The following is an 11,784-nucleotide window of genomic DNA, read 5'->3' on the forward strand; positions in this document are numbered from 1 at the left end:
CTTTAAGGACTCGGATTGATGCCTCGTTTTCGCGCCCGCCTCGTGCTGCTTTTGGTATGTAGACCTGTGTTTCTCATTTCACTTTGGGGACTGGCTTTCAGCGCTTATGCCACGTCACCTCGAGTGATCAGTCTTGCTCCTCATGCGACTGAGCTCGCCTATGCCGCAGGACTTGGTCCTCATCTAGTCGCAGCCAGCGCCTATAGTGATTATCCAGAGCAAGCAAAGTCTCTTGAACGCGTGGCCAATTACCGCGGGATAAAGTTAGAGCGCATTATCGCCCTAAAGCCTGATTTAATTTTAGCTTGGCGTGGCGGCAATCCGCCTAAACCGCTAGAAACTCTCGCTAAGATGGGATTTGAGATTCGTTACCTTAACCCCAACCAGCTTAGCGACATTGGCCAGTTTATTCGCGAGTTAGGCCGCTACAGTAAGACGTCTGATATCGCCACACGCAACGCAAAAGCCTTTGATAAAAAGCTCGCACAGCTCAAAGCGCGTTATCAGAACGCACCATCTGTACGCTATTTTTATCWACTCAGCGATACGCCTTTAATGACCGCCAGTGATCGTGCTTGGCCGAGTCAGTTATTTCGCTTATGCGGCGGGGAAAATATTTTCGCCGAAAGCCCAGCCGCCTATCCGCAAGTGAATATGGAACAGGTGATCACTCGCTTACCACAAACGGTGTTCTACACCGGTGCGACATTGCCAGAATCTTGGCAATCGATGGCTGAATTAGTGCCCGAACACGCGCAACGTTTTACCTGGCCACTGAATCCTGACTGGTTAACCCGCGCCACACCACGCGCATTGAATGCCGCAGAGCAAATTTGTACCGCCCTCGATAAAGTCCGTCACGCGCAATAGGACCTAGCATGACACAAACCATGATTCTGTATTTATTCGATTTATTTGGCACCGCCGTTTTTGCTATTTCAGGGGTGTTAGTCGCCGGTCGCTTAAGGATGGACCCCTTTGGCGTGGTGGTGTTGGCCTGTGCCACCGCCATTGGAGGAGGCACCGTCAGAGATATGGCCATGGGCGCCACACCAGCCTTTTGGATTACCGATACGCTTTATATTTGGGTGATATTAGCCACCTGCGTGGCGACCATGCTGCTGATCCGCCATCCGCGCCGTCTACCTTGGTACGTACTGCCTTGCGCGGATGCGATTGGTTTAGCGGTCTTTGTCGGCATTGGGGTGGATAAAGCTCTAAGCTATGGTGCATCGCCACTTGTCGCGGTGATCATGGGGGTCATAACGGCCTGTGGCGGTGGCATTAWTCGTGATGTGCTCGCGCGGGAAGTGCCTATGGTGCTGAGAACGGAAGTGTATGCAACGGCCTGTATTGCTGGCGGCATTGTCCATACTCTTGCTATCGAAGTGAGTCCAGACACAGTCACGGCATCGCTCGCCGGTATGCTCACCACCTTACTGATCCGTTTAGCGGCCATTCGCTGGCATTTATCTTTACCGCCGTTTGCGCTCGATAAATAGTGATAGCCATTAGTGTTAAGGTGTCGTGATATATGGCAAATGGTGGTTGAAATCTAGGCAGCACACCCTAATGTCATGGAGAACAGCCTAATAAAGGAGCCTCTATGATCAGCATTGCCATCATTTATCACTCTGAAGATGAACACACGCATGCACTCGCCACCACCATCGCAGAAGGCATTCATGCCGGCGATGCCGAGCCAGTGGTGTATCGCATTACATCAGAAATGATAGAAAACGGACGCTTTATCGATGATAAGCTGTTTGAAAAACTCAAAGAGGTCGACGCGATCATCTTTGGTGCTCCCACCTACATGGGTGGGCCAAGCGCACAATTTAAAGCCTTTGCCGATGCGTCCAGCCCAAGCTGGGAAACACAAGATTGGCGAGGAAAGTACGCGGCAGGCTTTACCGTAGGCACCTCCCCAGGTGGCGATCAGCCCCAGACACTGCAGTATTTCCAAACCTTAGCCAGCCAGCATGACATGCTGTGGCTAAGCCTAGGCCGTGCCAATATCGGGGTAGAAAACATTAACCCAAGTGGCACAAGCCTTGGGGTGACTGCACACACTCCAGACGATGCCCAACTTAGCGAAGCCTGCCTACAAACGGCGTTTTACCTTGGTCAACACATGGTACGTGCACTAAAAGGCGTTTGGCATACCTAGTCAGTAAATCATGAGAAAAGCCCTCGCGAATTACGCGAGGGCTTTTCGTTATCAGCTAGTCATGCCTTTATACGTTACGTAGAGTCTCCTTTTAGGGGATCTCTAGCTTAACGTCACACGCGCAAACTTACGCTTACCCACTTGATATACGGCTTCACCCGCTGCTGGCACCAGCTTAGTGTCTTCCACTTTTTCGCCGTCAATTTTCACCGCACCTTGGCGGATCATACGCAGCGCGTCTGAGGTGGAATTTACCAGTCCCGCCTCTTTTAGCAAATTACCAATCGCAATACCTTGCTCAAAGGTAAAGCTTGGCATCTCATCTGGCATCGCCCCTTTTTGGAAACGATTGATAAAAGTTTGCTCGGCCGCGTCAGCATCGGCGTCTGAATGGAAACGGGCAATGATTTCTTTCGCCAGCAAGATCTTAATATCACGAGGGTTTTTACCCGCTTGAATATCTTGCTTAAACTGAGCCACTTCCTCGAGAGGGCGGAATGACAACAGCTCATAGTAATCCCACATGAGATCGTCAGAAATCGACATGATTTTACCAAACATATCATCTGGACGTTCGCTGACACCGATGTAGTTATGGGCCGATTTAGACATCTTTTTAACACCATCAAGCCCGACTAGTAGCGGCATCGTCATCACGACTTGCGGCTTTTGTCCCRCTTGCTTTTGCAGCTCACGCCCCATTAACAAGTTAAACTTTTGGTCGGTCCCGCCCAGCTCAACGTCCGCTTCCAACGCGACTGAATCGTAGCCTTGCAAGAGTGGGTAGATAAACTCATGAATAGCTATCGCTTGGTTGCTGGTATAACGCTTTTTAAAGTCATCACGCTCGAGCATACGCGCCACGGTTGAGCTCGCCGCGAGACGAATCATGCCATCGGTGCCTAATTCGCCCAGCCATTTAGAGTTAAACTCAATACGTGTTTTAGCAGGGTCTAAAATTTTATAGACCTGCTCTTTGTAGGTTTCTGCGTTTGCCAGTACCTGCTCACGTGTCAATGGCGGGCGCGTCGTGTTTTTACCACTCGGGTCGCCAACCATGCCGGTATAATCGCCAATCAAAAAAATCACTTCATGGCCAAGCGCTTGAAAAGCTCGGAGCTTATTTAAGATCACTGTGTGACCGAGGTGGATATCCGGTGCAGTAGGATCCGCACCGAGCTTAATGCGAAGAGGACGATCCTCTTTCAGCTTTGCCACCAGCTCGTCTTCCGGGATTACTTCATCAACGCCACGTTTTAGTTCTGCTAGCGCGGCTTCAAGGCTCGCCATAGTCTGTTGCTCCTACCTAATAGGCAAAAATGTGATAAACAGACATATTACTCGAATAGCGACAGTTTTTGAAACCAGTTAAACTGATAGAGTGTATACAGGGTGTGCGCAGTGGCTGCCATCAAAAAATGTGTGTGGTCTTTGTGTCAGCCGTGTCAAATCTACTTCAGGGCATCATCCCCAATAAAACCGATTGGGTGTCTGACTGTCATAACTTTATTCGTAGTGATTCAACATAGTCTTCATGCCGTTAAATAAACTCGCAGCCTTACCCAAGTTACATAAACTCATTATCGGTGCATTAAGTGCATTCGTGGTCTTATTAATGTTGGTGCCTGATGGCCCAAGCACCCCGCGCCCTCAACCCAATTTTGAACCGGGTAAGCACTACCCTGTCCCTGTGGATGCCGTCTCGTTACTGCCACCACAAGATGAAATGCCCGCACAGTTTAGCCGCACTATCCATTGGTCCACCTATGAGGTGCAACCGGGTGAAAGTATGGCGTTGCTGTTTAACCGCGCGGGCCTGAGCCCAACCGATCTCTATCGCCTCGTGAATGCCGATGAGCATACCCAGCGTTTGGCGTATCTGAATCCTGGTGATGAAGTACGTTTAGGCGTTGATGACAGCGGCGAGCTGGTGCAACTGATTCAGCCACGCGGTAGCAATGAAACCCTCATCGTCAATAAGATCGATGACACCTATCAATCTCGTATTGAAACCAAACACGTTGATACCCAGATAAATTTTGCCCGAGCGACCATTCAATCGAGCTTTTGGCAAGCCGCGTCAGGCGCAGGCCTCACTCCAAACCAAATCATGCAACTGGCGGGGATTTTCGGCTGGGATGTCGATTTTGCCCTCGATATTCGTAACGGAGACAGTTTTTCCGTCTTGTATGAAGAGGAGTTTGTCGAAGGTGAACATATTGGCAGCGGTAATATTCTGGCAGCCACGTTCACCAACCGTGGTGAAACCTTTACCGCCGTGCGAGCAGAGAGTGGCAAATACTACACACCAACCGGTAAAGCGATGAAAAAAGCCTTCTTGCGCTCGCCGGTGAACTTTAGATATGTCAGTTCAAACTTTAATCCACGCCGTCTGCACCCAGTGACGGGTCGGGTCAAACCGCATCGCGGCACCGATTATGTCGCACCGGTTGGTACGCCTATCAAAGCGGCTGGTGACGGTATCGTGATGAAAGCGTCTTATAATCGCTTTAACGGCAATTATGTCTTTATCCGCCATAGCTCGACATACATCACTAAGTATTTGCACTTGACCAAACGCAAAGTGAAAACCGGCCAGCGCGTCAAACAAGGCGATATCGTCGGCACGCTTGGATCAACAGGGCGTGTTACGGGGGCGCACTTACATTACGAGTTCTTGGTCAATGGTGTGCATAAGAACCCACGCACCGTCGCATTGCCAGAAGCGAAATCCCTGCAAGGTAAAGACAAGCGAGAATTCGTTCGCTTGGCTGAATCTCGTATGGCACAGTTGAGCAAATTTAACCAGCTACTGGCGACAGTAGGCAACTTAAACCATTATAACCGTGGCGGTTAAACAGGCTATTGCGACAAAAAACGGCGCTACAGGGCGCCGTTTTTGTGATGGAACGAAAAGTCGTACGTTTTATCGCAGCCGAAAAATTAGACGCTAAATGATGCGCCACAGCCACACGTGGTGGTGGCATTCGGGTTATCAATGAAAAAGCGCGATCCTTCCAGCCCCTCGGTATAGTCGACTTTCCCACCCATTAAATACTGTAAACTCATGGGGTCCACTACCAACATCACGCCGCTTTTCTCGATCTCCATATCGCCTTCATTGACGTTTTCGTCAAAGGTAAAACCATACTGGAAGCCGCTACAGCCACCACCGGTAATGTAGACGCGTAGTTTCAGGTTTGGGTTTTCTTCTTCCTGAATCAGCGTCTTTACCTTGGTCGCCGCGGCCTCAGAAAACTCTAACGGCAAAGGTGCTTCGCTCATTGTTACCTCACATGCTCTTGGTGCTTAGTATTGGATTATCTAATACCTGAGTAAAGTGTTCAAGTATTGCGCGCTTGATCGCAATTGTGATCAGTACGTATTAATTGCCAAACTTGTTGCAATGAAATCATACTCTACCTCGCCAGTGTTCTGTATCTTTGGTTAAAATACACCGACGCAATTTAGGCGAAGCCTTACCTAACAGGATATGTCATGACCAAATCAGCACAACTTTTTCAACAAGCTAGACGCACCATTCCCGGTGGCGTGAATTCTCCCGTGCGTGCATTTGCCGGTGTCGGCGGTGACCCTGTCTTTATGGAGCGTGCTGACGGCGCGTACATCTTTGATGCCGACGGCAAAGCTTACATCGACTACGTCGGCTCGTGGGGCCCAATGATTCTCGGCCATAACCACGCCTCCATTCGAGAAGCTGTGGTTGATGCCGCCCAGCGTGGACTGAGCTTTGGTGCACCCACCGAAAGTGAAACCACTTTATCAGAACTGGTTGCTGAGCTTGTTCCATCCATGGAAATGGTGCGTATGGTGAACTCTGGCACCGAAGCGACCATGAGTGCCATTCGTCTCGCGCGCGGCTATAGCAAACGCGATAAGTTCATCAAATTTGAAGGCAACTATCATGGCCATGGTGACTGCTTACTCGTGAAAGCAGGCTCAGGCGCACTCACGCTCGGCGAGCCAAACTCCCCCGGGGTACCGGCAGATTTTGCCAAACACACGCTGACCTGCACCTATAACGATCTAGACTCGGTACGCCAAACGTTCGAGACTTACCCTGACGAGGTGGCTTGTATTATTGTCGAGCCAGTGTCCGGTAACATGAACTGTGTGCCACCACAGCCAGGTTTCTTACAAGGTTTACGCGCGCTATGCGATGAATTTGGTGCCCTGCTAATTTTTGATGAGGTGATGACGGGCTTTCGCGTGGCACTTGGCGGCGCACAAGCCTATTACGACGTCAAACCTGACTTGACTACCCTAGGTAAAATCGTCGGTGGTGGCATGCCTGTAGGTGCATTTGGTGGTCGTCGCGATGTGATGGAATACTTAGCACCGACCGGTCCGGTTTATCAGGCGGGCACCTTGGCCGGTAACCCGGTCGCCATGGCAGCTGGCTTCGCGTGTCTTAGTGAACTACGTCAACCAGGCAATCATGATTACCTCAATAGTGTCACCAAACAACTTGCTGAGGGCTTTAAAGCCTTGGCCGACAAACACGGTATTCCATTAGCGACCAACCGAGCCGGTGCAATGTTTGGTTTTTTCTTTACGGACCAAGACACAGTCACTTGCTTCAAAGACGTGCAGCAGTGCGATACTGAGCGCTTTAAGCGTTTCTTCCACTTAATGCTCGAACAAGGTATCTATCTCGCACCGTCTGCGTTTGAAGCCTGCTTTACCTGCTTGGCGCACGGCCAAAAGGAAATTGATGCGACACTGGCAGCGGCTGACCACGCCTTCGCTACGCTCGCGGCACAAGGCTAACCAAGGGCGTATAGCCCAGTCATAACCGTTACGCCTAATAACAAAAAGCCCCGCTCATCGTGCATGCGGGGCTTTTTATTCACCGGAATCGTGGGCTAGGATCAGAAAATAGACCGCCCAATCCGAGCAGATAACAGCTCTAAAGCGGCGGTGCCTGCTAACGAGTTACCCGATGGATCCAGTTCTGGCGACCAAACGGCAATCGACATTTCGCCTGGCACAATTGCAATAATCCCACCGCCAACGCCAGACTTGCCAGGCATACCGACACGGTAGGCAAACTCACCCGCTCCATCATACAAGCCACACGTCGCTAAGAGCGCATTCATTTGCTTGCTTTGCGTCGGCGTTAAAATCCGCGTTTTTCCCGATAAAGGCGTTCCTTGATTCGCCAGGTAGAAAAAGGCTTTGGCCAAATCAACACAACTCATTTCTAATGCACAATAGTGGAAATAATTAGTTAAAACCGGCACCACCTCATTGTCAAAATTGCCAAACGCGCGCATCAGATAAGCAATTGCCGCATTGCGATCACTATGCTGCATTTCTGAATCCGCAACCACCTTGTCATAACAAAGATGGGGGTTGCCCGCTAACTGACGCACAAACTCTAACATCCGCTGGCGAGGGGCTGATTGACGCGTATGCAGCATATCACTGACGACTAAGGCGCCAGCGTTGATAAACGGATTACGCGGGATCCCCTGCTCCATCTCTAGCTGGATTAATGAGTTAAAAGCCTGACCAGAGGGCTCTTTACCAACCCGTGTCCATATTTCTTCCGCGCGATAATTTTGCATTGCCAATGTCAGGCTTAACGCTTTAGAAATCGACTGGATAGAAAAGGCTTCGTCCGCGTCACCGGCGGTGATCAGGTCGCCATCGTTGTAGCAAACCGCAATACCGAGTTTATGATTCGGCACATCCGCAAGAGCTGGAATGTAATCAGCCACCTTACCGCGACCCATTAAAGGACGGACATCCTCCAGGATTTGCGCTAACAGTTGAGAGCTTGGTTTCACCAACAGGATCCTTTTACAACAGGGGACAAAAAAGCCAACCTGAGGTTGGCTTTCGGCTTTCACTTATCTGCGCCGTCGCGCCTTAGCACATTAGGCTGTGCGTGTGTATTTGATATCCCATACACCATGACCCAGGCGCTGACCGCGCTGCTCAAATTTAGTCAGCGGGCGCTCTTCAGGACGAGGAACATAATAGCCCTCTTTTGCGATATTTTGATAGTGAGGCGCCGCTTCCATCACTTCGATCATGTGCTCAGCATAGTTTTCCCAGTCCGTCGCCATGTGGAATACGCCACCCATTTTTAGCTTGTCTCTTACCATTTCAGCGAACGGTAACTGCACAATACGGCGTTTGTGGTGACGTTTTTTATGCCATGGGTCAGGGAAGAAAAGTTGCACCGTGTCCAAACTTTCTTTCGGCAACATTTGCTCAAACACTTCGACCGCATCGTGGCACATCACACGCAGATTGGTGACACCGGCTTCACGCGCTGCCATTAAACAGGCGCCTACACCAGGGGTATGCACTTCAATACCCACAAAGTTCTTCTCAGGGGCATTTTTTGCCATTTCAACCAAAGAGGCACCCATGCCAAAACCGATTTCTAACACCACAGGATTATCATTACCAAACACCTGCTGCCAATCAAGCTCAGTGGCGTCAAAGTCAATCCCCATGGTAGGCCAGGATTCGTTTAGCGCTTGCTCTTGCCCTTTCGTTAAACGGCCTTCGCGACGCACAAAACTGCGTACTTTACGAATAACTTTGCCATCCTCGGTGAGTTCGGTTTTAGTGACTTCAGTCATGATTGGGTGCCTGTGATGCAGTAGTAATGATGCCGGTAGCCGTCACCATCGATTGTTGGAAATCTAAACGGACTGCGCATTATGCAAAGTTTTTGCGATAGCGCAAGGTGGACGCGCTGATCCTATTAGTACGCCCTGCCGTTAGTGTACCCTGTGGCCTGCCTTTGTGCACGTGTGAGCAAAACAATAAGAGAGAACACAGTGAGTCAATCATTTTCCGATGCCATCTTAAACTGGTATGAGCAATATGGCCGTAAAACCTTACCTTGGCAGCAAAACAAAACGCCATATAAAGTCTGGCTCAGTGAAATTATGCTGCAACAGACCCAAGTAAGCACAGTAATCCCTTATTTTGAACGGTTTATGGCACGGTTTCCGACCGTTATCGACTTAGCGAATGCCGATCAGGATGAAGTTCTTCATTTATGGACGGGGTTAGGATATTACGCCCGTGCCCGCAACCTTCACAAAGCGGCACAAGTGATTGCCAACCACCATGATGGCGTATTTCCTACCACGCTCGATGAGGTCATGGCGCTCCCAGGTGTCGGCCGCTCAACCGCCGGCGCCGTGCTTTCTTTGTCGCTCAGTCAACCGCACCCCATTTTAGACGGCAACGTCAAACGCACCTTAGCGCGCTGTTTTGCCGTCGAAGGTTGGCCGGGTAAAAAGCCGGTAGAAAACAAGTTATGGGAGATTGCCGAAACACTCACGCCCACCACAGATACCGACAAGTACAATCAAGCGATGATGGATATGGGCGCGATGGTTTGTACGCGAAGCAAGCCTAAATGTGATCTTTGCCCTGTTGCCGACCGCTGCGAGGCACGTGCACAAGGTCGGCAAATGGATTTTCCTGGCAAAAAACCGAAAAAAACCTTACCGGTCAAACAAACCAGTTTTTTGCTGATCCAGCATCAAGATGAAATCTGGTTAGAGCAACGACCACCAAGCGGCCTTTGGGGCGGGTTATGGTGCTTGCCTGAAGCGGCTGAGCACACGCTCGAGGCCGATATTGCCGATAAGCTACATAATATCAAACCGGTCAAAACTGAGGTCTTAACCGCGTTTAGACATACCTTCAGTCACTTTCACTTAGATATTGTACCGATTAAAGTCTCGGTGGTTGAGCGACCGCAAATCATCATGGAAGCCAACCAAGGGCTTTGGTATAACTTATCACAACCTGCAAAAGTAGGATTAGCGGCCCCAGTGAAAAAGCTGTTAACCTTGCTTGAACATGAGCGCCAACAATCTCTAACCGGCGATGACAAGGAGCCTAGATTATGAGCCGTACCGTATTTTGCCAACGTCTCCAAAAAGAAGCCGATGGACTCGATTTTCAACTCTACCCGGGAGAGTTGGGCAAACGCATTTATGACAATATTTGCAAAGAAGCCTGGGCGGAATGGCAAAAGAAGCAAACCATGCTTATCAATGAAAAGAAGCTCAATATGATGGATCCTGAACATCGTAAGATCATTGAACAAGAAATGGTCAACTTTTTGTTTGAAGGAAAAGACGTGCAAATCGATGGCTATGTGCCACCCGAAGCGTAAATTCCGTGGTGTCGCCCACAGCTAGGCGGCTTGACCACAGCAACGCACCCGTATTGTGTTACGCTCAATGCGGGTGTTTTTTTATCCTAATACAATCAAAAATGACGCGAATACTCTGTTTGTTAGTGTGCTGTTATGGCGCGTTGCTCTCCGGCTGCAGCCGAGAGAGCGTCGAAAAATATGTGGGCGTGGATTACCAAACGACTAACCGGTTTGCGAAAAATCTAGCGCCTATTCCAGGGCAATTCGAAAAAGATCTCGACGCCCTGAATCAGCTTATCAGCCAATTTACTGGCAAAATCGAAGTCCGCTGGGGCGAAGATCAAGTCTTTGTTTCCGGAAAACGTGACTACGTCAAATACACGGATAATTACAAAAGTCGCGCACGAATCGACTTTGAACGCGGTGTGATCCAAGTGGAAACCGTCGCAACTGACGATCCGAAAGATCACCTCAGACAAGCCATTGTCACCACCCTATTAACCCCGCGCGATCCTGCTTCTGTGGATCTTTACTCTGCAGCAAAAGTTCCGCTGACGGGACGCCCATTTCTCGAAGGGCAAGTGGTTGATCACGAAGGTAAAGCCATCACCTGGCAATGGCGCGCCAATCGCTTTGCTGACTATCTTATTGACCGGCGGCTAAAGAAAAAACAGGTCCGTTTTCAAAACATGTATTTTGTCACTATTCCTATGGTGACGGATCACGCCGCACAACGCAGCTATCAATATGCGGATATTGTCCGTCGTGTCTCTGAACGTTACGGCATCTCTGAAAAGCTGATTTATGCCATTATTAAAACCGAGAGTAGCTTTAACCCGTATGCTGTGAGCTGGGCCAACGCCTATGGATTGATGCAAGTGGTCCCGAAAACGGCGGGACGCGATGTATTCAAACTGGTAAAAAAACGTCGTGGCCAGCCCACACCTGAGTACCTTTTTGATCCAGAAAAGAACATTGATATGGGAACCGCCTATTTCTATATTCTCAAAAATCGCTATCTCAAAGCGGTGCGAGACCCACTTTCTTTACACTACAGTATGATTTCCGCTTATAACGGCGGCACCGGTAATGTGCTACTGACCTTTGATAATAACCGCGAGCGTGCAATGCAAGACCTGAACCGTTTAAAACCTAACCAAGTCTACTGGGCGCTAACCCATCGCCACCCCTCTTCGGAGTCAAGACGCTACTTACAAAAGGTCACACGCTATCAAAAAGGCTTCGCGCAACTTCCCCAGTAAACCGCGATAAGGGTCGAATTTTTGCGTGTTTTTATCGCACTTCGCTGTCTTTTTATCCAAACAATGCGATATCCGGACTTTTTTCAAAAAAACAGTTGACGGTGAGACCGAAAATCCGTTTAATAGCGCCCCGTTAGCCCGGATAGCTCAGTYGGTAGAGCAGGGGATTGAAAATCCCCTGCTCTACCGAC

General features: G+C 49.7%; 12 protein-coding genes. 8 read left to right on the forward strand and 4 right to left on the reverse strand.

Annotated features, from left to right (window positions below; all coding sequences use genetic code 11):
* The first annotated feature begins 18 nt into the window (after positions 1-18).
* The 3 genes from btuF to BZG79_RS06000 all read left to right on the forward strand — a co-directional run bounded on the left by btuF (position 19) and on the right by BZG79_RS06000 (position 2,170).
* A complete protein-coding gene (btuF, locus tag BZG79_RS05990) occupies positions 19-870 on the forward strand; it encodes a vitamin B12 ABC transporter substrate-binding protein BtuF (RefSeq protein ID WP_077773960.1) in 852 nt (283 codons plus the stop codon).
* Positions 871-890: 20 nt separating this feature from the next.
* Entirely contained in the window at positions 891-1,502 is a 612-nt protein-coding gene (locus tag BZG79_RS05995) for a TRIC cation channel family protein (protein ID WP_077773964.1), read from the forward strand.
* A gap of 104 nt (positions 1,503-1,606) precedes the next feature.
* The gene (locus BZG79_RS06000) at positions 1,607-2,170 is read left to right on the forward strand and encodes a flavodoxin family protein (RefSeq protein WP_077773961.1); all 564 of its coding nucleotides are present in this window, start codon (positions 1,607-1,609) and stop codon (positions 2,168-2,170) included.
* 102 nt (positions 2,171-2,272) lie between these two features.
* On the opposite strand, the gene tyrS is transcribed toward BZG79_RS06000, so the two are convergent.
* Positions 2,273-3,460 (reverse strand): tyrosine--tRNA ligase, encoded by a 1,188-nt coding sequence (tyrS, locus tag BZG79_RS06005; RefSeq protein ID WP_077773962.1) that lies wholly within the window; start codon positions 3,458-3,460, stop codon positions 2,273-2,275.
* A gap of 244 nt (positions 3,461-3,704) precedes the next feature.
* On the opposite strand from tyrS, the gene BZG79_RS06010 reads away from it, so the two are divergent.
* On the forward strand, positions 3,705-5,027 hold the full coding sequence (locus tag BZG79_RS06010) for a peptidoglycan DD-metalloendopeptidase family protein (protein WP_021022144.1): 1,323 nt from the start codon (positions 3,705-3,707) through the stop codon (positions 5,025-5,027).
* 86 nt (positions 5,028-5,113) lie between these two features.
* Here BZG79_RS06010 and erpA read toward each other — a convergent pair whose 3' ends face one another.
* Positions 5,114-5,455 (reverse strand): iron-sulfur cluster insertion protein ErpA, encoded by a 342-nt coding sequence (erpA, locus tag BZG79_RS06015; protein ID WP_021022145.1) that lies wholly within the window; start codon positions 5,453-5,455, stop codon positions 5,114-5,116.
* Positions 5,456-5,668: 213 nt separating this feature from the next.
* On the opposite strand from erpA, the gene hemL reads away from it, so the two are divergent.
* On the forward strand, positions 5,669-6,961 hold the full coding sequence (gene hemL, locus BZG79_RS06020) for a glutamate-1-semialdehyde 2,1-aminomutase (RefSeq protein WP_021022146.1): 1,293 nt from the start codon (positions 5,669-5,671) through the stop codon (positions 6,959-6,961).
* Positions 6,962-7,062: 101 nt separating this feature from the next.
* Here hemL and glsB read toward each other — a convergent pair whose 3' ends face one another.
* Both glsB and trmB read right to left on the reverse strand, forming a co-directional pair.
* Positions 7,063-7,983, reverse strand: coding sequence for a glutaminase B (gene glsB, locus BZG79_RS06025; RefSeq protein WP_077459822.1), 921 nt, complete (start codon positions 7,981-7,983; stop codon positions 7,063-7,065).
* Positions 7,984-8,073: 90 nt separating this feature from the next.
* On the reverse strand, positions 8,074-8,790 hold the full coding sequence (gene trmB, locus BZG79_RS06030) for a tRNA (guanosine(46)-N7)-methyltransferase TrmB (RefSeq protein ID WP_021024205.1): 717 nt from the start codon (positions 8,788-8,790) through the stop codon (positions 8,074-8,076).
* Between the two features lie 201 nt (positions 8,791-8,991).
* Between trmB and mutY the strand changes: the two genes are divergently transcribed.
* The 3 genes from mutY to mltC all read left to right on the forward strand — a co-directional run bounded on the left by mutY (position 8,992) and on the right by mltC (position 11,593).
* Positions 8,992-10,080 (forward strand): A/G-specific adenine glycosylase, encoded by a 1,089-nt coding sequence (gene mutY, locus BZG79_RS06035; protein WP_077576180.1) that lies wholly within the window; start codon positions 8,992-8,994, stop codon positions 10,078-10,080.
* A complete protein-coding gene (locus BZG79_RS06040) occupies positions 10,077-10,349 on the forward strand; it encodes an oxidative damage protection protein (RefSeq protein WP_021024203.1) in 273 nt (90 codons plus the stop codon). The genes mutY and BZG79_RS06040 overlap by 4 nt, the downstream gene beginning before the upstream one ends.
* A gap of 101 nt (positions 10,350-10,450) precedes the next feature.
* A complete protein-coding gene (gene mltC, locus BZG79_RS06045) occupies positions 10,451-11,593 on the forward strand; it encodes a membrane-bound lytic murein transglycosylase MltC (protein ID WP_077773963.1) in 1,143 nt (380 codons plus the stop codon).
* Positions 11,594-11,784 lie beyond the last annotated feature (191 nt).

Source organism: Salinivibrio sp. MA427, from assembly GCF_001996115.1.
Classification (GTDB): domain Bacteria; phylum Pseudomonadota; class Gammaproteobacteria; order Enterobacterales; family Vibrionaceae; genus Salinivibrio; species Salinivibrio costicola.

Coding starts and splice junctions, on each gene's coding strand:
- BZG79_RS06000 (WP_077773961.1), top strand. CDS start 1,607: ATGATCAGCATTGCCATCATTTATCACTCTGAAGATGAACACACGCAT.
- BZG79_RS06010 (WP_021022144.1), top strand. CDS start 3,705: ATGCCGTTAAATAAACTCGCAGCCTTACCCAAGTTACATAAACTCATT.
- erpA (WP_021022145.1), bottom strand. CDS start 5,455: ATGAGCGAAGCACCTTTGCCGTTAGAGTTTTCTGAGGCCGCGGCGACC.
- hemL (WP_021022146.1), top strand. CDS start 5,669: ATGACCAAATCAGCACAACTTTTTCAACAAGCTAGACGCACCATTCCC.
- trmB (WP_021024205.1), bottom strand. CDS start 8,790: ATGACTGAAGTCACTAAAACCGAACTCACCGAGGATGGCAAAGTTATT.
- BZG79_RS06040 (WP_021024203.1), top strand. CDS start 10,077: ATGAGCCGTACCGTATTTTGCCAACGTCTCCAAAAAGAAGCCGATGGA.
- mltC (WP_077773963.1), top strand. CDS start 10,451: ATGACGCGAATACTCTGTTTGTTAGTGTGCTGTTATGGCGCGTTGCTC.